Annotated in this window: 20 protein-coding genes; 13 read left to right on the forward strand and 7 right to left on the reverse strand. The window is 64.2% G+C overall.

The features are described from left to right. Positions 1–3 precede the first annotated feature (3 nt). From ABEA50_RS05395 to ABEA50_RS05415, 5 genes are all read right to left on the reverse strand, one after another. Positions 4–1410, reverse strand: coding sequence for a TerD family protein (locus ABEA50_RS05395; protein WP_345493902.1), 1407 nt, complete (start codon positions 1408–1410; stop codon positions 4–6). Positions 1411–1503: 93 nt separating this feature from the next. Further along, positions 1504–2340 (reverse strand): HAD family hydrolase, encoded by an 837-nt coding sequence (locus ABEA50_RS05400; RefSeq protein WP_345494669.1) that lies wholly within the window; start codon positions 2338–2340, stop codon positions 1504–1506. Between the two features lie 62 nt (positions 2341–2402). Next, entirely contained in the window at positions 2403–5348 is a 2946-nt protein-coding gene (locus tag ABEA50_RS05405) for a phosphoribosyltransferase (RefSeq protein WP_345493903.1), read from the reverse strand. Continuing rightward, on the reverse strand, positions 5345–6559 hold the full coding sequence (locus ABEA50_RS05410; RefSeq protein WP_345493904.1) for an HpcH/HpaI aldolase/citrate lyase family protein: 1215 nt from the start codon (positions 6557–6559) through the stop codon (positions 5345–5347). Before ABEA50_RS05410 ends, ABEA50_RS05405 begins: the two co-directional genes overlap by 4 nt. 13 nt (positions 6560–6572) lie before the next feature. Then, the gene (locus ABEA50_RS05415; protein ID WP_345493905.1) at positions 6573–7799 is read right to left on the reverse strand and encodes a hypothetical protein; all 1227 of its coding nucleotides are present in this window, start codon (positions 7797–7799) and stop codon (positions 6573–6575) included. A 141-nt stretch (positions 7800–7940) separates the two neighbouring features. Here ABEA50_RS05415 and ABEA50_RS05420 point away from each other — a divergent pair, with 141 nt between their 5' ends. The 3 genes from ABEA50_RS05420 to ABEA50_RS05430 all read left to right on the forward strand — a co-directional run bounded on the left by ABEA50_RS05420 (position 7941) and on the right by ABEA50_RS05430 (position 10525). Continuing rightward, positions 7941–8516, forward strand: a complete 576-nt coding sequence (locus ABEA50_RS05420; protein ID WP_345493906.1) for a TerD family protein — start codon at positions 7941–7943, stop codon at positions 8514–8516. Between the two features lie 179 nt (positions 8517–8695). Continuing rightward, a complete protein-coding gene (locus tag ABEA50_RS05425; RefSeq protein WP_345493907.1) occupies positions 8696–9808 on the forward strand; it encodes a DUF475 domain-containing protein in 1113 nt (370 codons plus the stop codon). 93 nt (positions 9809–9901) lie between these two features. Continuing rightward, positions 9902–10525 carry a TerD family protein gene (locus tag ABEA50_RS05430; protein WP_345493908.1) on the forward strand — a complete coding sequence of 208 codons (624 nt, stop codon included), beginning with the start codon at positions 9902–9904 and terminating at the stop codon, positions 10523–10525. A 24-nt stretch (positions 10526–10549) separates the two neighbouring features. Here the strand turns inward: ABEA50_RS05430 and ABEA50_RS05435 are convergent, their stop codons facing one another. Next, positions 10550–11959: a glycosyltransferase family 87 protein gene (locus ABEA50_RS05435; protein ID WP_425577533.1), complete on the reverse strand. Its 1410-nt coding sequence runs from the start codon at positions 11957–11959 to the stop codon at positions 10550–10552. A 184-nt stretch (positions 11960–12143) separates the two neighbouring features. On the opposite strand from ABEA50_RS05435, the gene rpsF reads away from it, so the two are divergent. The 10 genes from rpsF (at position 12144) to ABEA50_RS05485 (ending at position 23103) form a co-directional block, all read left to right on the forward strand. Continuing rightward, the gene (rpsF, locus tag ABEA50_RS05440) at positions 12144–12431 is read left to right on the forward strand and encodes a 30S ribosomal protein S6 (protein WP_345493909.1); all 288 of its coding nucleotides are present in this window, start codon (positions 12144–12146) and stop codon (positions 12429–12431) included. Positions 12432–12521: 90 nt separating this feature from the next. Continuing rightward, the gene (locus tag ABEA50_RS05445; RefSeq protein ID WP_345493910.1) at positions 12522–13058 is read left to right on the forward strand and encodes a single-stranded DNA-binding protein; all 537 of its coding nucleotides are present in this window, start codon (positions 12522–12524) and stop codon (positions 13056–13058) included. 58 nt (positions 13059–13116) lie between these two features. After that, on the forward strand, positions 13117–13368 hold the full coding sequence (gene rpsR, locus ABEA50_RS05450; protein WP_040871322.1) for a 30S ribosomal protein S18: 252 nt from the start codon (positions 13117–13119) through the stop codon (positions 13366–13368). Between the two features lie 17 nt (positions 13369–13385). After that, on the forward strand, positions 13386–13838 hold the full coding sequence (rplI, locus tag ABEA50_RS05455) for a 50S ribosomal protein L9 (protein ID WP_345493911.1): 453 nt from the start codon (positions 13386–13388) through the stop codon (positions 13836–13838). 676 nt (positions 13839–14514) lie between these two features. Further along, positions 14515–17112, forward strand: coding sequence for a replicative DNA helicase (dnaB, locus tag ABEA50_RS05460; RefSeq protein WP_345493912.1), 2598 nt, complete (start codon positions 14515–14517; stop codon positions 17110–17112). 552 nt (positions 17113–17664) lie between these two features. After that, positions 17665–18588 carry a helix-turn-helix domain-containing protein gene (locus ABEA50_RS05465; protein ID WP_425577567.1) on the forward strand — a complete coding sequence of 308 codons (924 nt, stop codon included), beginning with the start codon at positions 17665–17667 and terminating at the stop codon, positions 18586–18588. Next, entirely contained in the window at positions 18588–18788 is a 201-nt protein-coding gene (locus ABEA50_RS05470) for a DUF397 domain-containing protein (protein WP_345493913.1), read from the forward strand. Before ABEA50_RS05465 ends, ABEA50_RS05470 begins: the two co-directional genes overlap by 1 nt. A gap of 479 nt (positions 18789–19267) precedes the next feature. Then, positions 19268–19717, forward strand: coding sequence for a VOC family protein (locus tag ABEA50_RS05475; RefSeq protein ID WP_345493914.1), 450 nt, complete (start codon positions 19268–19270; stop codon positions 19715–19717). Between the two features lie 226 nt (positions 19718–19943). Beyond that, positions 19944–20903: a DNA-processing protein DprA gene (locus ABEA50_RS05480; RefSeq protein WP_345493915.1), complete on the forward strand. Its 960-nt coding sequence runs from the start codon at positions 19944–19946 to the stop codon at positions 20901–20903. A 511-nt stretch (positions 20904–21414) separates the two neighbouring features. Then, the gene (locus tag ABEA50_RS05485; protein WP_345493916.1) at positions 21415–23103 is read left to right on the forward strand and encodes a cutinase family protein; all 1689 of its coding nucleotides are present in this window, start codon (positions 21415–21417) and stop codon (positions 23101–23103) included. Between the two features lie 382 nt (positions 23104–23485). On the opposite strand, the gene ABEA50_RS05490 is transcribed toward ABEA50_RS05485, so the two are convergent. Further along, positions 23486–23902, reverse strand: a complete 417-nt coding sequence (locus tag ABEA50_RS05490; protein WP_345494672.1) for a hypothetical protein — start codon at positions 23900–23902, stop codon at positions 23486–23488. Positions 23903–23908: the final 6 nt, after the last annotated feature.

The following is a 23908-nucleotide window of genomic DNA, read 5'->3' on the forward strand; positions in this document are numbered from 1 at the left end:
CTGTCAGGTGTTGACGAGGAAGCGCCCCAGTTGTGGCACCGCCTCGCCGGGATGCTTGGCGTGGAAGCCTTCGCCGATCGCCTCGAGTTTCCAGTCCCCGCCGACCCGGAATACCTTCGCCATGAGCATCGCGGTGAACGGCATCCCACCCGCGAGGGTGTATCGGGCCAATTCGCCGTTGTTGGCGCCGTCTACCAGGCGAGTGAAGGCGTTCTGGATCTGTTCGAAAGTGTGCCCCTTGTAGGAGGTCACGATGAACAGCAACGAGGTGACGTGCGCGGGAATGCGGGTCAGATCCACCAGGATCACCTCGTCATCTCCTTCGCCCTCACCGGTGAGGTTGTCACCTTGGTGGCGGATAGAGCCGTCCTTGGAGGTGAGCTGACCGTAGTAGGCGACGTCCACCGGGTTCATGTCGGCGAACATGACCACCGACGCGTCGAGGTCGACGTCGACGGTGCGGTTGCCGAACATTCCCCTGCTGCGAACCGGATCCCAGCCGAGACCCATCTTCACGAAGGTCAGCGCATGACCGCCTTCCTTGCGCAGGGTTACCCGCTGACCCTTCTGCAAGCTGACCGGACGGTCCTTGCTCAGGCTCACCTCGGGAGCTTGCTGCGGCTGACCCTGCTGCGGCTGACCCTGCGCCGGATATCCGGGCGCGGGCGGCGGCGGGTAACCGGGCCCCGGTGGCTGCTGGTAGCCGGGGGCGGGCGGCGGCGGGTAACCGGGGCCCTGCGGCGGGTAACCGGGGCCCTGCGGCGGGTAACCGGGTTGCGGCGCGAACTGTTGCTGTTGCGGCGGCGGCTGCGTCGGGTAGGCCGGTGTGGTCGGCGGCGCGGCCGGGTATCCGGGCTGCTGCTGCGGCTCGGGTGGCGCGGGTGCGGGCGGCGCCGGGGCGCTCGGCGAATCATCGACGGTCACACCGTGATCGGTGACGAGCGCCGCGAATCCCCCCGCGTACCCCTGTCCTACCGCGCGGACCTTCCATGCGCCTTGACGGCGGTAGAGCTCCAGCGCGATCACGATCGACTCGGTGTCCAGGCCGTCGATTCGGTACTCGTACAACGCATTACCCGCGGCGTCGGACACGAGCGCGGTGGGCGCGGGAAACCGGCCGAAGTTGCTTGTCGCGTCGTCCAGCGTGATCACGGCACGGATCTGGGCGATATCGGCGGGCACCTGGCTCAACGACACCGCGAGTGCCGCGGGTTGGCCCTGCACGGGTTGCAGATTGACGCCGGGGCCGCTCGGCTGATTGAAGAACACGAAATCCGCGTCGGAACGAACCTTGCCCTGCTCGGTAACCAGCAGCGCGGACAGATCCGCCGGTGCGGACAATTGGATGGAGATCACCACATCGTTGGTGGCCAGCGGACCGTTCTGACCCTTGGCGAGTGTTGCGGACAAGTTCGACCCTTCGCTTGTCGGTGCTTTCGAATGCCACTCTACGAGATCGTGTCGCCGCCGGGCTCACACCGACGAGATACCGGGGAAACGACGCTATTCGACGCCGAGCGCCGCCGGTCGCATCGAATGGTCGTAGAACCATTCGATGATCTCCTCGCCAGCGCGAATACCGACGGCTTCGGTGATCGTGAGGTTGGGGTTGGTCCAGGACAAATATTCCAGTTCGCCGTGGCGGGGGCGGATGGCCAGGTCCGCGGCGCGCAGCATCTCGGCGTCCAGTGCGCCATCGCCGGCGGCCAGAAGTGTTGCCTCGGCGGATAATTCGCCGGACTCGTGGAGCCTGCGCCGTACCTCGGCGACCGCGGCGCTCTTACATACCGCGTTCGGCATCATGTAGATCTTGCGGCCCTGTTGGGACACCGACCAGCCGCGCTGCGCGCACCACGCACCCCACGTGGCGACGAAATCGCGGGGTACCGCGTCGGGCCGGACCACCAGGTAACAGAACAGCTCGTCGGCGACGCGAAATTTGTCGACCCAGGAATCGTCGATGAGGCCGCGCAGGCGGCTTGTCACCTCGGCGAGTACCACGCCGCTGGCTTCGACCTCGGCGGCGACCGACGCGCGCCACTGCGGGTCGGGTTCGCCGTCGCGGAGAATGTTTCCGCCATTGCTGGTGATCGCGTAACGCCAAGGGGCTCCGGGTAATCGGATGCGCTGGAATTGCGCGATGGTGCGCGTGGTGGTCGGGACTACGGGGACGGATTCGGCGAGGCCCCGTAAACGCCTGGCCGCGCTGGCCAACAGGAACGACAGCGGCGCACCGTCGAGATGCTCGACGCACACCGCCGAACCCGCCGCGGCGATGTCCGGGTTCTCGGCGATCAGCCGCTCGACCACGTCGCCGAACGCGGCGCGCGAGTAGATCATGGTCCGGTCGAGGTCGGTGGCGATCAGCACACGTCTTCGACCGTGCGGGGCTAGGGCGGGGTTCACCGTCGCACATCCTTGATCAGGCCCATGCAGGAGTAGGCCAGGTCGGGCACCACCTCGACCGGAACCGCGCGTGCGGCGGCGAGCATCCTGATGTGCGCGTGTTCGGGTGCGTCCGCCACGCGCACGAGCACCCGCCACGGCACGCGCCGCAACAACACCCGGGTGGTCTCGCCGACACCGGGTTTCACGAAGTTCACGCTCTCGATGCCGTACGCGGCGCGCACCCGTTCGACCGACGCCATGCCCGCCCATGTCGGTGTGCGGTCGCTCGCGCGGATCGCCGCGACGCTCCCGGGGACCCGGGAACGGATGGTGTCGAACGCACCGGACACGGTGTCGAGCAGTCGCACCGACACATCGTCATCGGCCAACTCCCGGTAGTACTTCGCGCCGTGGAAATCGCCGGGCCCGATCAGGGTGTCGTTCAATACTGTTCGCGAAACAAGCCCGGACACAGTGGAATTCAGGCAGGCCGAGGCGATGAGGAAATCGTCGCGCGTGCCATAGGTTCGCGCGCAGTGTCCGGGGTCGGCGAGCACCGCGAGTTCGGGATCGAACCACGCTCCCCCGCGCGCGTGATAGAGCTCGAGCGCTTCGGTGAGCTCCTTGGTGATCGCGCCCTTGCCCGTCCAGCCGTCGACGAACACCACCGAAGACGGATCATGGTGGTGGGCGAGGTAATCCAACGCCGTCGCGTCGATCCCGCGATCGCGGACAATCGACACCGCGTAGTGCGGCACCCGCAGACTCGGCGTCCGCGCCGCCAGCCAACGCCGCATCAGAATCCCCACCGGCGTGCCAGCCCGCGCCAACGACACCAGCACGATATCGCTGCCGCGCTCGGCCACCACCAGTTCGGCGACGGTCGCGGTCGCCAAAGCCAACCGCTGCGCGCTCTCGGCCAACACCGTGTCGAACAAGGCCCGGTAAGCGGCGTCGGGCTGGTATTCGATCGGCAACGACTCCGCGTAGTGCGCCTTGCCGGACTGCGCTCGTCGCTCCCGCTCGGCGACGTCGGCTTCAAGCGCCACCCCGGAGAGATCGGTTAAAAGCCAGGAAACCTCCTCCGCCGCATACGATCCGAACTCCGGCGCGGTCAGCGGTGCGGGCAATTCGGCTTCGCCGCCACTTCCCGCCGCGTCCGCTTCTCGTGCGGTCGGGGTTTCAGTGCGGGTTGCGGGTCGCACAGCGGCCACCGACGTAACGCGGGTCGCGGAAGTCGACGACTCACCAGAATTTGCCGATTCAGCGACGACTACCCGTTCAGCAGCGGTCACAGACCCAACCACGGCCTCAGATCCAGCAGCGGCCGCCAACGCAGCGGGGAGCGTGGGTTCGACGGGGGTCACCGATCCCACAGAGTCCGCGGGCTCAGCGGAGGTCGAGGACCCAACAGAAGCCACCTGATGAGCGACGACCGTCTGTTCAGCAACGGTCGCTGGCCCAGCCACGTCCGCGAATCCAACGGAAGTCGCTGGCTCAGCCACAATCGCAGATCCAGCAACGGCCGCCGACGCGGCGAGGGGCATGAGTTCGGCGGAAGTCGCAGGCTCGCCCGCGGCCGCGGACTCGGCATCGACCGCCTCGCGGAGACGATCGGCGCGCAACCGTCGCGGATCGGCACCGGGCACAACCGCCAGCACCACATCCGCGCCGGAGGCGGTGAGCACGTCGACCAAACCATCGTCGGCCACCAACGCGTTGGTGTCGGCCGGTGTGTCGATCACGACGAGCAGCACCGGTGGTTCCGAATCCGTTTCACCGCTGACGAATTCGCCCGTCGCCGCACCCGCGAAACCAGGGCCCCACTGCGCGTTGTACAGGAATCTCGGCTGGGGTTGCTCGAATTCCGGTGCCTGGAAACGGAATCCACGGCGCAACGGATATCCGGGCTCGTCCGCGACATAGGCTGGCGAACGAGTGGTGGTCTGAAATCTCGTCTCCCGCCCCGATTCCGCCAGGACGGCGGCCATCCGCAACGGCAGATACATCAATTCCTCGTGGCCGATGACGATCACCCGACGCCCGGCGAATCGGGAGTCCAGCAGCTCGGACGCTGTCGCGCCGACCGTTTCCAACGCCTGCTCGAACGCCGCGGTGTCGGAGGCCAGGATCCCGTGCCTGCCACCCTCCGGCACCCCCTCCGGCCAGGCCAGCTCCAGCCGCACCACCGAACCACGCTGTGGCGCGGTGGGATTGAGCGTCGGCTCGGGTAACGCGTTCACTACCAGTGTCATATCGTCCGGCAGGACGGTCGCACCATGAGCCAGGGCGACGGTGTCGATGCGCACACCGAGTTCGGCGGTGAACTTCCCGAAATCGGCCATGTCGTCCGGACCGCGCATGTCCACCAGTGAGGCGAGCACGTAGTGCGTGCGCGGCGCGAAAGCGTGCAGCGCGCGGATCGCATCGATAGCCGTACGCCCCGTTGATATTTCATCATCGACCAGCACCAACGGTAGCTCGTTGACGAACACCTCCACCGGCATCGGCTGCAACAGATGGGAAGTGGCATGGGAATGCCCCTCCTCGAAACCCGCCGTAGTCGGCGCGGTGGGTACCTCCCTGCGCGTCGAGTGCAGGTAGCACTCGGCACCGATACGCGCCGCCACCGTGTGCCCGAGTCCCGTTGCCGTCTCGGCGAATCCGAGCACCACCGCCGCGCTACCGTCGAGTGCGAGGGTCACCAGATCACCAAGCCGGTTTCCGCCCGCGAGCACCACCCGAGGGTCGGTCGGCAGATGCTTGCCGAGCACGGTCGACACCAACAGGTGCGCTCGTCGCGGGTTCCGGCGCAGCCCCGGCTGGACCAGCTCGGGAGTCGACAGGTTCGCGGGCAATATGTCCTGCCAGTCGATGCCACCGCCCGCGCGCACGTGCCGTAACTCGAAACCGAATTCGCGAGTCGGCCACGGCGACTTGTCGCCGTCGTGCGCGCTCACAACGTCACCAATGCCGTCAGCAGGTCGACGAACGACACACCCTTGTTCGCGACACCGAACACCTTGGCGCGCAACAACGTCTGCATCGCCCAGCTACGATGCGGACGCATCTCGTTCATCTTGTTGCGATATCCCGACGCCGCGACCCCGCCTACATCACCGCGCAAAATATCCTGCGCGTCGGTGTATTCCTCGTGCGTCACCACCGAGAGCGCGTGCACCGCGTTCACATGCGAGGGGTGAATCACCGTCTTGCCCTGCATCCCGTTGGCACGGTCCAGGGTGATCTCGCGCAGCAACCCATCCAGATCACGGCTGACCAGATACTGCCGAAACGGCACCGCGTCCGACTCCGCGAACGGCGCCGTGCGCAGCAACGGCCGGAACATTCGCTCGTGGTCGGCGAAGTACTCCCATACCGGTCCCGTGATCACGAAACCGCTTCCGTCGGCACGCCCGAGATAGTTCACGATGTCGGCGACCACGTCGGCGACCACCCGCACGTCGTAGATGGTCAGGTCACGGTCACGCCGGATACCGAAGATCGAGCACATATCGGTCGCGCCGATCCGCACCGCGAGAATCCGATCCCGATGCTGTGCAAGCATTTCCGCGATCGCGGTGAGCTCGCGATCGCGCGACTGCCTGTGCACGAGCGCCGCCGATTCGAGCACGGGCATGCCATACAACGGGCGCTCGACTCGGGCCGAAGCGATCTCTAGTGCCTCGAGATATCGTGGGCCGGAATCGGAATCGAACTTCGGGAAGACGAACCCGGTCAGCACCGCCGCACCAGCGCCGGCCTGCTCGATGATCTCCACAACGGTGCTCGCATCGCGAACCCGGATGAACAGCAACGGATTGGCGTCCTGGGTGTCGAGCAGTTCCGCCAGCGCGGCGACCGCCAGCTTCTTGGCCAGCTCCACCTCGTGATCGGCGACCGCGTCCTCCAGGTCGATCACCATCGAGCACACGCCGCGCGCCGCGCATCTTCGGATCGTCTCCGCGAGTTCCGGTCTGGTCGCAGGCACATACAGCGTGGCACCCAACCCCACCGCGAGTAACTCGCGGTCGGTGCGGTCTTCACCGAAAGGTTGCGGCAACTGGTGGAAAAGAAATCGTGCGTCCGGGCCGTGCAGCTGCCGAAAATGGCGCAGCGGCATTCGCTTCCGCAGGGAAACGCCCTGCTGGACGGCGATGCCTGCGGTCATCGTCACCCCATCCTCAATCTCGTTGTTGTCCTGCCTGTTTGCGCATTCGATCCACGACACCGGCGATGAAATCCGTGACGGTATCCAGTTCCGTCACATAGGCCAGGTAGTCGGGGTGGCGCCCCGTCAATGTCTCGGCGATCCGATCGATCCGCTCCACCTGCGCGTCGAGTACCGACCCCCAATCCGCGACGAGTCCTCTGCTCACCGCCAGCATTTGCGCATCCCGCAGCCGGAATCGTACGGCCTTGGATTTTTCCTGTGGATCGGCACGGACCTCGCGCAGCAGCGCCAGGCGTTTCGTCACGGCGTCGACATACTCTTCGGCCTCGCCGATGTGTCCGCGCGCGGCGGTGGTCAAGTCAAGTGCGGTCTCCGGATCATCGTTGGCCGCTGCCGCACGCGCCCGCCCGAGGGCTTCCTCCGCGGCGGCGGTGGCTCGCTCACTTTCGCGCTCATTGTTAGCCAAATCCGCCGAACTCGCAGCGTTGAATTCCCGCAGCAGGGCAGAGAACGCTGCTGCCAAGCCCTCGGATCTGGTTCGAACAGCGGAAAGTCGGGTACTCACCGACGTCAGCGCGGTTTGCGCCGCGTGCGCCCGTGTCGGTGCGGCGGCCAATGCCTGGTCAAGTTGCCTTGTCGCGGCTTGTAATCGGTTGGCCTGCTCGCGCTTCGTCGACGCGGACACCGACTGATCATCGTTACCCGCCGCGGCGAGTGTGATCATGACCTCATCCACGGCTGCCGCACCCGCACGCACCGACGGGTACCGCGCGTATGGCGATTGGTCCGCCCGTTCACGGGCCGCCACTGCCTCGGCCTGCACCTGCCGCACCAACTGCGGCACCGTGGCGAGCATCGCGACCGCGTGCTCCAGGTGTTCCTGGTTACCGAGATAGAACTGGTCGACTCCCCGCGCGGCCTCGTGCAACTGCCGGGCGACGCCGTCGGCGCGGCGCCGCCCGTCGGCTACCGAAGTACCGGCTTCCTTCGCCGCGTCCATCTCCTCGGTCAATGTGAGGTAGGCGGTAGCGGCGGCATAACATTGCGCGCGCAACGTTTCCCAGCGCCGCGCCATCGCGCGTTCGGGAGAAATCTGGTCGGAGGCGAGCACGGCGGCCTCGGCGGCGCTCTGGCGCTGGTCCATATCGAGGAACGCCGATACCAGCGACGTCCGGGCCTGTTCGATCCATTGATCGTCTCCGGACGACCGAAACCATCCACGCCTGCGGCCTGCCACGCCCCGATGGTAGATCTTGATGACCCTCCAGCGTTGTGACCGTTCCTGCGCAAGATCCGCGAAACCTACTACTGTCGTAAGGCGTACCCGGCGATTCGGACATGCTGGGATCAGCAATCAACTATTGAAAGGGAACTCCGCATGGGTGTCAGTCTGTCCAAGGGCGGCAACGTCTCACTGACCAAAGAGGCGCCTAACCTGACCGCCGTCGCGGTCGGACTCGGATGGGATGTGCGTACCACCACCGGTACCGACTTCGACTTGGATGCCAGCGCTATCGCGACCGGTGCGGACAAGAAGGTTCTGTCGGATCAGCACTTCGTCTTCTTCAACAACCTGAAGAGCCCCGAAGGTTCGATCGAGCACACCGGCGACAACACCACCGGTGAGGGCGACGGCGACGACGAGATCATCAACGTCGACCTCGCGAACACACCGCCGACCATCGAGAGCATCTTCTTCCCCGTCTCGATCTACGACGCCGAAACCAGGCAGCAGTCGTTCGGTCAGGTGCGCAACGCCTACATCCGCGTTGTCGACCGGTCCAACAACAACGAGCTGGCCCGCTACGACCTCACCGAGGACGCCTCCACCGAAACCGCCATGGTCTTCGGCGAGCTGTACCGCAACGGCGCCGAGTGGAAGTTCCGCGCGGTCGGCCAGGGCTACGCCTCCGGCCTGGCGGGTATCGCCCGTGACTACGGCGTAAACGTCTGAGGAACACTGCGTTGTTCGCCAGGGGGCCCGGCGACGGGCCCCCTCGTCGTACGCAGGCGCGTCAATACGACACCACGCAGGTGGCGGCAAACCCAGAGTTGGACATTCCACGTCTGAGCGGCCACGCTGGCAGGACTGTCGCCGACTAGTTGTTCCTCCATCACCGAAAGGGTCCCCGCGTGGTCCTGCGCATTTTCGGCATCTCCTTCATTGTCACAGTGGTCTCGCTCATCGCGGCCTTCCTGTACGGCGGGCCGACCGCCTTGGCGCTGGCCGCGATCCTCGGCATCCTCGAGGTCTCGCTGTCGTTCGACAACGCCGTCATCAACGCCACCGTGCTCCAGCGGATGAACGAGTTCTGGCAGCGGATCTTCCTCACCGTCGGCGTGTTGATCGCCGTTTTCGGTATGCGGTTGGTCTTCCCGCTCGCGATCGTCTGGATCACCGCGGGTCTGAACCCGGTCGATGCCTTCGACTTGGCCCTGAACCCGCCCGCGGGTGACGCCCCCTACTTCCCGGACGGCAGCGCCTCCTACGAGACGCTGCTCACCGACGCCCACCCGCAGATCGCGGCGTTCGGCGGCATGTTCCTCGCCATGCTGTTCCTCAACTTCATCTTCGAGGAGCGGGAGATCACCTGGCTGTCCTGGCTGGAGAAGCCGCTGGCCAAGGCCGGACAGCTGGACATGATCTCGGTACTGGTTGCCGGCGGTGGCCTGATCCTTGCCGCGGAATTCATCGCCCCCGACGAAAACCGCTCCACGGTGCTGATCGCAGGACTGCTCGGACTGCTCACCTACATCGCGGTTGACGGACTCGGTTCCTTGTTCCACACCGAGGAGTACGAGGAGCACCCGAGCGGTGGGCCTTCACAACTGGTGAAGGCGACGGGTAAGGCGGGATTCTTCCTGTTCCTCTACCTAGAGGTCCTGGACGCGTCGTTCTCCTTCGACGGTGTGATCGGTGCCTTCGCCATCACCTCCGACCCCATCCTGATCGCACTCGGCCTCGGCCTGATCGGCGCGATGTTCGTCCGCTCGATCACCGTGTACCTGGTCCGCAAGGGGACCCTGTCGGAGTACGTGTACCTCGAACACGGCGCGCACTGGGCGATCGGTGCCCTCGCGGTGATTCTGCTGGTCTCGATCGGCGTGCACATCAACGAGGTGATCACCGGTCTCGTCGGTGTCGCGTTCATCGGTGCCGCGTTCATCAGCAGCATCATTCGCAACAAGCGCGAGGGCGACAACCACGAAGTCACCATCGAACCGGAGACCACGCCGGTAGGCTGATCTGCGGCATGCAGCCGAAAGACCAACGCGGCAGCGGCCCCGTCATTCATGACGGACCGCTGCCGCTTTTCGTATGACGGGGGGATTTCCACCATGGCGATCGACAACAATCCCGGCGGGGTCAACCTGTCGAAGGTGACGCTGTCGAAGGCAACACCGAGTATCAATCTCACCAAACCCGGTGAACAGCAGGGTGTTCTGCGCGTCAACCTGAACTGGTCGTCGGGCTCGAGGGGTTTCTTTCGCAAGGCCAAGCCGGTCGACCTCGACCTCGGCTGCCTCTACGAATTGGCCAGCGGCGCCAAGGGTGTGGTGCAGGCGATCGGTGCGAGCTTCGGCAACCTGGAGGCCGAGCCGTATATCCGGCTGGACGCCGATGATCGCACCGGCACCGCCACCGGCGGCGAGAACATGCACATCAATCTCGCTCGGCCCGAGCTGTTTCGACGCATCCTGATCTTCGCGTTCATCTACGACGGCGTGCCGAACTGGGCTGCCGCCGACGGCGTCGCCACCCTGTACCCCACCTCGGGACCGCAGGTGGAGGTGCGCTTGGACTCGCCGGTGGATGGCGCGCGCACCTGCGCGATCGCGCTGTTGCAGAACCAGGGCGCGGGGATCACGGTCAATCGCGAGGTGCATTACGTCAACGGTGCGCAGCGGCAATTGGACGAGGCGTATCACTGGGGGCTGCAATGGCATTCGGCGAACAAGTGACGCCGAGGCAGTGAACCACCGCCGCTAGGCCACCGGAACCGGCACCGGATCGTCACGACCCGGCGTCGCGAGAGTCTGTGGTGGCGCACGGAATCCGCGCAGCTGTGCACGCAGAAACAGCACGAAGAACGCGACGAGCAGCACCGCGCGGCCCCACACCCCGAACTGCACCACCCGCTCCATCGTCTCCATCGATTCCCCCGAGCCGATCGAATAGAAGTAGCGGAACACCCCGACACCGATCGCCACATCGGCCACCAGGTAGGCGCCGATCAGCGTCCACGGCACCCGCAGCAGCACGAGGAACGGCACCAGCCAGAGCGTGTACTGCGGGGAATGCACCTTGTGGAAAAGCAGGAATCCGCACAGCATCGCCGCACTCACCGCGATCCACGGGAAGACTCCCGACCTGGTGTATCGACGCCATCCCAGCCACATGGCCAGCGCGAACGCCGCGATGATCAGGGCGGGTGAGGCAATCGAGACCGCGTGCTGAAATGCCTGCTCGTCGCGCTTGTCGGAGCCGTACAGCTGCCGAAGTCCCCAATACCACACGGAATTGGTGGTGATGTCGGCCTCGCGCAGCTGCTGGAAGGTGATCGAGGCACGCCACCCCTCGTACCCGGAGACGGCGAACGGCAGGTTCACCAGCACCACGGTGCCGATCGCCGCCGCGGCGGTCAGCAACGCTCCCCGCACGTCGGTGCCGGTCCCCCGGCCGTCGCCGTCGCGCTCGTCACCGCCGGTGGCTACGAACGCCAGCAACGGCAACACGAAGATGCCCGGATAGAGCTTGAGACAGAAACCCAGCCCGAGCAGCACCGCGGCCAGCATCCCCCTGGTACGCAACGAGAGCCGGGGCAGCGCCGCCATCACGTACACCGCGGCTACCGCTGTGCACACCACGGGTAGCTCCCAGTTGTGGAAGGCGTAGAGGACCAGCGGCGAGCCGATCGCCCACAGCAGTGCGGCCTTGCCGCTGAGCCTTGCCAGCATCCACGCGGTCAGCAACGCGAACGGCACCAGCAGCAATGCGGTGTGCAGCAGGAAGTCGGCGTCGGTGTGCGCGCCGATCGCGCCGAGCCACATCAGCAGCCCGCTGAGCACCGGGTATTCCACCGCACCGCCGACGAGCGCACCGTCGTCGGTAATCGATCCGCTCACATACGGAAAGGTGTGCTCGTTGATATTGCGACCTAGCCAGAGCAATTGGATATCCGAATAGCAGACATCGGAATCCTTGTGCATGTCGAAGACCAGGCTGCGGCCCTGTTCGTCGAACGGTTCGCCCGCGCAGCGCGCCTTGTTCAGGTAGCCGAGTGCGAGGGTGAGTCCGCACAGCAACACCACCACCGCGACCATCGCGGCCCTGCGCCGGTCGAGACCGCCCCCCGTCGCCGTCGTCCCGTCGCGTGCGGTCGGTCCGATCGGCATGGAAACCACCATAAGCGGCCCCCCGGCGGTGCGCCGCCGCTACCCCGGAGCTCGCCATGGGGCTCGGGCTCGATTTCGTTGCTCACCTGCCGCTCATGTAGCCTTGCCGGGTTGCTGACGCAACGAACCCTCCTGCCACGGACCGTCCGTGGCCGTTTCCTAGTCCACAGGAGGTGATTGGTCCGTGCGTCATTACGAAGTGATGGTTATTCTCGATCCAACCCTGGACGAGCGCACCGTTGGTCCGTCGCTGGAGAACCTGCTCAGCGTGGTTCGCACCGATGGCGGCAAAATCGACAAGGTCGACATCTGGGGGCGCCGTAGGCTCGCCTACGAGATCGCCAAGCAAGCCGAAGGCATCTACGCGGTGGTCGATCTGACCGCGGAGCCCGCGACGGTGAGCGAACTCGACCGCCAGCTCGGCCTGAACGAGACGGTGCTGCGCACCAAGGTTCTGCGCCACGCCAAGTAGTTTCGCCAACTCGCGAAAGCGTCCGACCCTATCTCTAGGCTCTAGCGCACACGCGAGACGCGAACTGCACACCGAGCAGGAGGAACCCACATGGCAGGCGACACGGTCATCACCGTCATCGGAAATTTGACGGCAGATCCCGAGCTTCGATTCACGCCGGCAGGCGCGGCGGTGGCTAATTTCACCGTCGCATCGACGCCCCGCATGTTCGACCGCAATACGAACGAGTGGAAAGACGGCGAGGCGCTGTTCTTGCGCTGCAACATTTGGCGCGAGGCTGCCGAGAATGTCGCCGAAAGTCTGACCAGGGGTTCCCGTGTCATCGTGAGCGGACGACTGAAGCAGCGCTCCTACGAAACCCGCGAGGGTGAGAAGCGCACGGTCGTCGAGCTCGAGGTCGACGAGATCGGCCCCTCATTGCGTTACGCCACGGCGAAGGTCAACAAGACCAGTCGCGGCGGCGGAGGCGGCGGTTTCAGCGGCGGTAACAGCGGTGGCGGCAATTCGGGCGGCTCCAATGGTGGGCGCTCCGGCGGTGGTAGTGCGCAGGAAGATCCGTGGGGCAGTGCCCCCGCGGCGGGCTCCTTCGAGGGCGGCAGCCGCGTAGATGACGAACCGCCGTTCTGATAACGGCATTCCTTCGGCCTGATCGATACGGGCCATCAGTGATTACGGAGTAGAGACCATGCCTAAAGCGCCAGCGCGCGAAAAGGTGCTCAAGAAGAAGGCTTGCGCTTTCTGCAAGGAGAGCAAGACCGGAACGGTCAACATCGACTACAAGGACACGGCGCTGCTGCGTAAGTACGTCAGTGATCGCGGCAAGATCCGCGCTCGTCGCGTCACCGGCAACTGCGTTCAGCACCAGCGTGACATCGCGGTAGCCGTCAAGAATTCACGCGAGGTGGCTCTGCTGCCGTACGTGTCGACGGCTCGCTGAGAAAGGGAGCACGCACAATGAAGCTGATTCTTACCGCTGACGTGGACAACCTCGGTGCCCCTGGCGACACCGTCGAGGTCAAGGACGGTTACGGCCGCAACTTCCTGCTGCCGCGTGGCCTCGCGATCGTCGCCAGCCGTGGCGCCGAGAAGCAGGTCGCTGGCATCCGCCGGTCGCAGGAGGCCCGCAAGGTGCGCGACCTCGGCCACGCCAACGAGCTGAAGCAGGCCATCGAGGGCCTCGAGTCGGTGTCGCTGACCGTGAAGACGGCGGGCACCGGCAAGCTGTTCGGCTCGGTGACCACCTCGGATGTCGCGACGGCCATCAAGACTGCTGGCGGCCCGATTGTCGACAAGCGCAGCATCGAATTGCCGAAGACGCACATCAAGTCGACCGGCGACCACACCATCTCGGTGCACCTGCACCCGGATGTTGTCGCCAAGTTCGACCTTCAGGTCGCCTCCGCCTGACAGCCTGAATAGGCGACTTTCACCAGGCGAAATCGAAGACCGCTCCCGTGCATGGCACGGGAGTGGTTTTCTTCGTGCGTTTCACCACCCCTGAATCGGTAACTAAATGTTTGCCTGTGGGGAATTCCGGTAATGCGGGGTTCCGCGCCGCATTCGGCGATCTCCACGGCGTCGCCCATCGGGCGCGCCTGTGGATCGATGACAAACCAACCGATCGTAATGTGATTCAGCTCATAGCTATTCCACCTGCCGTTAACCCAACACGCCCGGCTGTTCAACTCCGGCGACACGCGGAACTTTATTCATCCACACTCGAAATGTGTGAGAAACCAATATCTATCAGCGCATTTATCGCGCGTGACCTGGGTTTTCCCCAACTTGTCCACAGGGGGTGCACACGGTTAGGTGAACAGTCCCCAAGTTATCCACAGCTGTGTGCACAGGTGCGTTTGGTGCGCACCGATCGGGTCGCCTACGTTCGTCCTACACCGCGCGCGAACCGGCCGGGATCGACCGGATTGCGTAGCTCCCGCACCGATAGCTGGAAACCCCAGGTGGGCGCACGATCAACCGCGGAACATCCGCTACCGAGCACGCCGAACGTGTCGGTACCCGGGAGTAGAACCAGTCATCAATAGGGTCAGCCCTTGGTGGGGAGAGAGGACGGTCGAGTTTCGTGGCAGTCGTCGATGATCGTGGACACACGGACTATCCGCCCGAACCACCAGGTGAGGACTTCGGCCGCCAACCACCGCACGATATGGCCGCCGAACAGTCCGTCCTCGGCGGCATGCTGCTCAGCAAGGACGCCATCGCCGACGTCATCGAGGTGCTACGCCCCGGCGACTTCTACCGCCCCGCACACCAGGCCGTCTACGACACGATCCTGGACCTCTACGGTCGAGGCGAGCCCGCCGACCCGGTGACCGTGGCCGCGGGCTTGGAACGCCGAGGCGAACTCAAACGCATCGGTGGCGCACCGTATCTGGTCACACTCACCCAAACCGTCCCCACCGCCGCCAATGCCGGGTTCTACGCCGAGATCGTCTCGGAGAAATCCATCCTGCGCAGGCTCGTCGAAGCGGGCACCCGCATCGTCCAATACGGCTACGCGGGCGCCGACGGCCAAGACGTCGCCGAGGTGGTCGACCGCGCACAGGCCGAGGTCTACGAGGTCACCGAACGCCGCACCACCGAAGATTTCATGCCCCTGGAAGAACTCCTCCAGCCCACGATGGACGAAATCGATTCCATCGCAAGCCGAGGCGGCATTTCTCTAGGCGTCCCCACCGGTTTCACTGAGCTGGACGAGGTGACAAACGGCCTGCACCCAGGCCAAATGATCATCGTCGCTGCGCGTCCTGGTGTTGGTAAGGCACTCGCGTTGGACACCCCGCTACCAACTCCCACGGGTTGGACAACCATGGGCGAAGTACGCGTCGGCGATGAACTCATCGACGCCGATGGTCACCCGACCCGAGTCGTCGCCGCGACCGAGGTATTGACCGAGCGCGCCTGCTACGAGGTCGAATTCTCGGACGGCACAGTCATCGTCGCCGACGAACAACACCAGTGGCTCACCGACACCAGGGCGTCTCGACGCAAGACGCGCGGCAGCGCCCCAGAAGTGCGCACGACCGCGCAGATCGCGAACACCCTGCGCTGCAACACCAGCGACCGCCGACTCAACCACTCAGTGACGAACGCGCAGCCACTGGACTTGCCACCGGCCGAATTGCTCGTCCCGCCATACACACTCGGTGCGTGGTTGGGCGACGGCACCGCGGCCGTCGCCCAATTGACAACCGCCGACCCTGAAATTGTTGTCCGCATCGAGGGGGAGGGGCTGACGGTCGTTCCGTCTTCATCCGCCTACCTGCGATACGGACTGGTTTTGCCCCAGGAAGACCCGATCGCGGTGCGCGAGTGCGTGGTCTGCGGCAAGGAATTCACGCCTTTCACCGAAGAAGTCCGGACCTGCGGGCGGTCCTGCGGTGGTAAGGCCAGGTTCTGCTCCGCGCCGGTTACTCCGCCGACCTGCCCACAATGCGGCGGCAAATCCATCGGCCTCCGGATGTGCCAGCGATGCCGAAACACCATCGGCAGCGTGCAGGCCCGGCTGCGGACCATCGGAGTGCTCGGCGACAAGCACATTCCGCCCCAGTACCTGCGCGCATCCGAAGCGCAACGACGAGCGCTGCTCGCGGGCCTGCTCGATACTGACGGAACGGTCACGCAGGGCGGCTCCGTGCAGTTCTGCGTGACGAATGAGCGGCTGGTCCATGGTGTTCGCGAACTGGTCGTCAGTCTCGGATACCGGTGCCATCTCTCGACCAAACGCGTCGCCGGACGGACCGAGCAGTCCTCGACCGCTTTCACACTGACCTTCGCCACCGATGACATCGTCTTCGGCCTGCACCGAAAGGCATTACTGCACAAGCAACGTCGCGCGAGCCAGAGCACGGTGCGGTCGAGCGCACGTTTCATCACCGATGTCAGGAAGGTCGAGTCCGTCCCGGTGCGGTGCGTCGAAGTCGACAATGCCGACCATCTCTACCTCGCGGGACGTGCGATGGTCCCCACGCACAATTCCACCCTGGGCATGGACTTCATGCGCAGCTGTTCCATTCGGAACGGGCTGCCGAGTGTCATTTTTTCCTTGGAGATGAGTCGCACCGAGATCGTGATGCGTCTGCTTTCGGCGGAGGCGAAGATCAAGCTCGGTGATATGCGCGCGGGGCGGATGAGTGACGACGACTGGACGAAGCTCGCCCGCAGGATGAGCGAAATCAGTGAAGCGCCACTGTTTGTCGATGACTCGCCGAACCTGACGATGATGGAAATCCGCGCGAAGGCACGGCGCCTCAAGCAACGCCACGACCTGAAACTCGTTGTGGTGGACTACCTCCAGCTGATGACCTCCGGTAAGAAGGTCGAATCCCGTCAGCAGGAAGTCTCGGACTTCTCCCGAAATCTGAAACTTCTCGCCAAGGAACTCGAAGTGCCAGTGGTCGCGATCAGCCAGCTGAATCGTGGTCCCGAACAACGAACAGACAAGCGCCCTATGGTCTCTGACCTGCGCGAAAGTGGCAGTCTCGAGCAAGATGCCGACATGGTCATCCTGCTGCACCGCCCCGATGCGATCGAACGCGACGACCCACGCGGTGGCGAAGCGGACCTGATTCTCGGCAAGCACCGTAACGGTCCGACCGCGACGATCACGGTGGCGCACCAACTGCATTTGTCTCGCTTCGTGGACATGGCTCGCGGCTGACACATAGCTGTCACCAGTTCGTGTGACGGGGTCGAGCGATATCGACCCCCTCACACGTGGTTCAGGCGTTGATCGAGGCGTGCATTCGACCCGGCGCCGTCACCATGCGACCGATGATTCAGCCACTCTGCGCTACCGGCGGTTCCTGGTTATCGCTCCACGATGGTTGAAATATTCGGTGAAATCCGATGCCACTGGTGCACCGAACCACGACCCGTGATCGTCACAGTGACAGGCGAATTGGTTAGAATTAGTTTCATCGGTACCTCGTTGTCGTATGCTTCGTTTGGACATCGGCGCTGCCGCAAGTACTTTCGGTCCGCGCGCTAGATGGCAAGGGCGGGCACCCTGCCGGTCGAATCGGTCGAATCAAACACCGCGTATTGCGGCACTGTCATGGCGAACGAGTGGTTCGCGAGAATCCGTCGAAACCGCCCGCATGTAATTCACGCGGCGCGGCCTCATCGTTCAGTCGGTGTCGGCGGGTGGTCCGCAGGGGTGTGGTCGACCATCCGGAGATTCGTGAGCATTCATCCAATCGGGAGGTTCGAAGTGTCCACAGGGGGTTTCGGGAGTGCGGACGGGCGCACGACCCAGGGTTCCAAGCAAGGGGTAGTTGCCGGTTCGACCGTTCCGCGTAGGCAACTCGGCAGGCATCTGCGTGAGCTTCGCCAGGAATGCGGTATGTCCATCGCTGAGCTGGCCAAGCTCGTCGAGCGCAGTGCCGCAACGATCCAGCGGCTCGAAACCGGTACGGCGGAACGTATTCGGCTGTGGGATATCGAGGAGTTGTGCAGGGTTCTCGATGCGGACGAGACGATGACGGAGGGTTTGAAAGGTCTTGCACAGCAGGGTAATACCGAGAGTTGGTGGCATGAATACGGCGATCTGATTCCAAATGACTTCGATGTATACATCGGATTAGAATCAGCCGCAGACCAGCTCACGTCGTTCCAGGAGATCGTTCCTGGTCTGTTCCAAACACCCAGGTATGCGCACACATTGATCAGCGCAGCGCGACCGCATGGCCCGGCACCGGAGGTTGCCCGCCGAGTGGAGATGCGAATGCGCCGACAGCGGATGGTCACGAGGAAAACGCGTCCGGTGTCGGTCGACGTGATCCTCGATGAGTCGGTTTTGCACCGGGTGGTAGGCGACCGAAGGACGATGGCCGAACAGCTCCGACGGCTCGCCGACATCGGAACACTGCCGAACGTGAAGATTCGAATTCTTCCGTACTCAGCTGGTGTGCCGCTGGGCGATCTGACCGGCCCGTACATCACGTTGGATTTCGCGCCTACCAAGGGAAGACAAGAACCGTCAGTGGTTTACGTCGAGAACTACACCGGAAATATGTACCTTGAGCGGCCAGAAAGCGTTGATCGTTACCGCTCAGCGCATGCCTCGCTCGGGCGAGTAGCGTTGGATGAGCAGGCCAGTCGAAACCTGCTGCGGCGAGCAGCGAAGGAGCACTAATGAACGTCGACCTGTCCCAAGCCGTGTGGTTCAAGAGCAGCCACAGCGGCGGAAGCAATGAGTGCGTTGAAGTCGCGCACCTATCCGACGACCAAGTCGGCGTCCGCGACTCCAAGAACCCGACTGGCGCTGCGCTTCTTTTTTCGCCGACCGCGTGGGATGCCTTCACCACAAGCATCAACAACGGCCAGTTCAGCTGACCTGAACCACCCACCCAGCACGTACCCGCCCATGGGGGGATTCCATGGGCGGGTTAAGGGCGCGACAGCGAGCCGCCTAACGTGTCGTGCGCTAGGCGGCGGATTCTGTAATTCGTTGTGCTGGTTGGTTTTAGCTTGCTGGTCTGGTTGGTCGTGGTGAGTGGCCTCCATTGACGCGGGGTGCTCGTTTCGTAATTCTGACAACCGTCGCCGCCGGGTGTGTCCGCCACCCAAGCGAGTACAGCGGCGCGCCGGGTAAGTCCTCCTCAGGCAGAACGTGAGCATCACCGACCCCTGAACCTGCTCGCCGTCCACATACCCGGCGCTTCCGGTGCGAATCAGGAAGGTCGAGGACGCTCGGAACATCCAGTGGCTCACGGAGTTTGGCGAACGAGACGCGCTTCGGCGCTGCTGGAATCCTGGTGTGACTCGAACCGCCACGATGCGTCCTTGTCGGACCGACGGTCTATAACCAGCGCATGACACTGAACTGGAAGCTTGTGGTCGACAGCAGGAACGCGCCGGTGCTCGCCGACTTCTGGGCGGCAGCCCTCGGTTACGTGACGGAGGACCCCACCGCACTCATCGAGCAACTACTGGCGGCTGGCCACCTTCCCGAGGCCGCGGTGACCGAGCACGGTGGCCACAAAATCTTTCGCGGCTTCGCGGGCATCCGCCACCCCGACGACCCGTTCGACGCGGCCAGCGGAGTCGGGAAAGGACGCCGCCTGCTGTTCCAGGACGTCCCCGAGGAGAAGACCACCAAGAATCGTCTACACCTCGATGTGCACAGCGAAGGCAACCGAGACGCGCTGGTGGCGCGCCTGGAGCAACTCGGCGCCACCCGAGTCCAAGAGCACGACCAAGGCCCCGCTGGCCACTGGTGGGTCTTGCGAGACCCCGAAGGAAACGAATTCTGCGTCGCATAGCGACGCACGAACAACTCGAATCGGATTCAGTTATCGACGATGTGCCGCGGCGACCGGGGCGCAGCGCGAGTGCCGCCGAGTACAACTCGGCTCGCAGTGACCAGCAGGGGCCGAACTGCGCAACGGCATCGACTCCGCTGATGGACTGTGCAAGAATTCGAACTAATGTTCGCATACGTCGAAGTTCGCATACGTCGAAGTTCGCATACGTCGAAGTAGGAGGGCAGTGACACACGCACACGGCTCGCCCGATGACTGGGGTGACACGGCGACGGACGATCGGCTGCCACAGTGGGATGATCGCGATCGAGCCGCTCTTGTCGCGATGATTCGCCTGACCGCGACGCGCACCGAGTGGTCGAAGTTGGCCGAACGAATCGTCGACCGGCGCGGTGCATGGCCGCTGTGGGAAGACGAGCACCCCCGTAATCTGTTTGGCGACGACGACGCCTCAGCGGTCCTGAAACAAGCCGTCAGCGATATCGAAACGTGGCGAGATGCGCCATTTCGCTTTCACACTTTTTTCGATAGCGATTACCCCGAGCGGCTACGTTCCGTGCGACAGATGCCTCCGATCGTGTTCACACAAGGGAAGCTAGTGCCTCGTGAGGATGGTGTGTGTGTTGTCGGTTCACGCGCGGCATCTGAGCACGCCTTGCGGTTCGCTCACACCGTTGCGCAGGGCTTGGTAGCACACGACATCAGCGTGATCGCCGGTCTGGCTCGAGGCGTTGACACCGCCGCCCATCAGGCGGCGCTGACAGCAGGTGGTCGAACGGTAGCCGTATTGGGAAATGGCCTCGACCACATTTACCCTCGCGAGAACCGTGCTTTGCACACCGAGATAGGAGAACGGGGAATGCTGCTCACGCATTTCCTTCCTGAGTACGGGCCATCGCGGTGGTCCTTCCCGGCTCGAAACGTAACTATGAGCGCGTACGGGTCAGCCACGGTGATCGTGGAAGCAAATGAAAAGAGCGGCACACGAATTCAGGCCAGAGAAGCCGTCGCACACGGACGACCGGTCATTCTGAGCTCTCGCGTCGTCGATTCGACCACGTGGGGTCGAGCGCTGCAAAACGATCCCGGTGTATATGTCGCGGACTCGGCTGAGGAAGCCGTAGCACACGCAGTCGGGATCATCGATCGTCGATCAACGATCACGAGGCTGCTTGGAACTCAGTGACCGACTCCACACGCGACCTGTTCCTGCAACAGCTCGGCACATTCACAACTCATGGAACCCGCGCACCAGACGCGCACCCATTCCTCGATGCCACACCCGACGCAATGGCCCTACATGCTCTGGTTCGGGACCGAGTGCACCTGGACCACAGGCGCCAGTGCGCAGGGCGCGGCGAAACAGGCCGGGGCCGCATCGGTGACGATTTTGTGTGTGGCGCGGTGGCTGCGCTGGGACTGGGACGACCATAAACGCCTGATCGATGCACTCGAGGGTGGGTTCGACGCACTTCGCTGTCCTGTGCACGGACGCCCCTGCGAATCCGCTGCCGAATTCGTCTTGCCCGACTCACAAGGGTGATGCGAAGCCTGTCCTGACCTGACGTACCGGGGGAGGTCACGCGGCGCGGACAGAGTGTTCCGTAACGCTTGACGGACGGATTCCGACTTCCTCGGTGACACACGGCCCGTCGGGGGGCTGTCCCACCTTGGTATTTGGAATTGGGGATCAGGACATGGCTTTCCGCGAATTCTTCGGGCGCCACCGCATGGCTTCGGCCGTTGCCGCGCCCGCTGTATTGGGGGTCGCGGCCATTGTCGCCGCCTCGTTGGCGCTGACTGTGACGCCACGCACGGACGACACTCAGCTCAAGGCTTCGGTGACGGAATGCCATGACATGGTGACGATTTCGGTGGCTGGTCGTAATGACACACCGGTTTCGGGAACCACCAAGATGCTGGTGGGGCCGAATGGTGAGGAATTGCCCGCGGCACTTTCCGGTGATCATCAAAGCCATTGGGTCGACCCGGTGGTGAACGCACCGGCCGACGATGTCGAAGACGGTTCGTATGCCGCCGTGTACATCGCGTATCCGGCGAATATGTCGACCTATGAGGAAGCCGTCGACACCGGTGTCGCCAATACCAAACAGGTGATGCGCGAAATCGCCCAGGCCTGCCCCGATACCAAGTTCTCGATCGTCGGCTACAGCGAAGGCGCCGATGTGGTGCGCCGGGTCGCCATGGAGGTCGGGCACCAGGAGGCCGGGGACGACGGCTACGGGATCGTCGACCCCGACCATGTTCTCGGTGTCGTGATCCTCGCCGACGCGGGACGTTCGGCCGGTGACGGCCCGTTCCCCGGCGCGAAGGATCCCTACGGCAACCCCGACGGCTTCGACCAGCAGTACCAGGACGGCAAGAACCCGACCCCGGGCAAGGGCGCACTGCCGGGAACCAGCGGCGATTTCGGTTCGCTCAACGGCAAGATCGCGTCGTTCTGCTCCGACGGCGACCTGACCTGCTCGGCGCCGGAGAACATTTCGCTGTTGCAGTTGGCGGCGAACGTGGGCACCCAGCTGAACGTCGACGCGCTCGAACGCGAGGGCCTCACACCCGCGACCGGGCAAGATGTGGCCGTGACGCTCGGCAGGATCGCGATGGCGGCCTTCGCCGATATCGCTTCCAAGCCGAACTGGATGCAGAGCGACGAGACCTTCCTCGACGTGCTGCTGAAGGTGTCGGACCCGAACTACAAGCCGGGACAGTCCACACAGACTCCGGCGGACAACGACCCGAGCAAGCCGGGTTCGACCAAACCCGAGGCGATCTCGACCGATCAGATGTCCTCGCTGGCCTACTTGCCGCAGAAGGTGTTCAACGAGATCGTCGGCTTGATCGTGACCAACCAGAACACCATTCCGGTGATTCTGAACGACCCGTATGCGCTCACCCTCGGGCCGGACGGTCACCACTTCGACTACTGGCACGACAGCGATCCGAACAACGGCAAGCCCATGACCTCCGCCGAATACGCGGCCGCGTGGCTCACTCACCTCGCCAAGCAGGCGCAGGCCGGGGAGCCGGTCGACAAGACCGCCAAGCCCGAGCCCGCCGATCTGCTCGCGGCCTACAAGTCGCTGGAGGAGTCATCGACCACGACCGCGCCGAGCACCACGACACCCACGTCGGCGAAGTCCACCAAGACAACGACGACGACCACCGGTAAGTCGACGACGACCGGTAAGTCGACGACGAAACCCACCACGACCGAACCGACGACCACCACAACCAAGCCGTCACCGACCACGACGACCGCACCGAAGGTGACCACGACAACACCGACGCCGACCACCACCACCACGACGACGACCGAAACCACGACCAGCGCGACCACCACAACCAGCGCGAGTCCGTCGCACTGACCGCAGGATTCACACCGACGACTACGTCCCGGCATCCTTCATGGGAAATGCCGGGACGTAGTCGTTTCGCCCGTCGAATAACAGCTGACCAGCCAGGAAGCTCCCGAAACCACTGGCGCCGAGCACAAGCACCAAGCGGTCGCCCATTCGCGGCCGTACCGGTGCTGACGAACTCACCGCTCCGGCACCGGCACGGGCCGCCACGCACATCGACCACCACCACGCACGGCAGTCCGCGAGTTCCGTGTCTCCACCAGGACACGAACGCGCCAACAACCCCAAACCCGCACCGAAATGTCCTGATGATCACCCCAGAGCGGCACGCTAGGGGGCGCTGGGTGGGAGGACGGCGCGGGCCGCTCGACCGGTGATGCGGTCTGGGTTAGTTCCTGCGCAACAAGGTAACTCCCGCAAGTGGGTACGGCGCGATGATCGGGGTGTTGGCGATGTTGAGCGTTCCGCTCCAAATGCCCTGCCGCGGGTCGATATCGCGCAGGTCGAGCCCGACGGGCAGGCCATCGAACGCAACGTAGGTTTCATCGGTGCCTACGGGTGTCTGGTGACCGGCGCGAAAAGATCCACCGCACACCAGATTCGCGGTCCGGCCGTCGACGAAGACTTGCAGTTCACAATTCTCGATGGGTGAACCGACGACGTTCGAAGGATTGCGACTGATCAGGTAGGTGCCCGGCGGAATAATGCCGTTACGCGGAAACTCCGGGTCGTCCGCGGATGCCACGGCGGGTGCGAGACCGAGGGCGGTAGCCGCGAGCGCGAGCGCGGCGACGACGGTGCGCATTTTCAC

This window comes from Nocardia callitridis (genome assembly GCF_039543305.1).
Lineage (GTDB): Bacteria > Actinomycetota > Actinomycetes > Mycobacteriales > Mycobacteriaceae > Nocardia > Nocardia callitridis.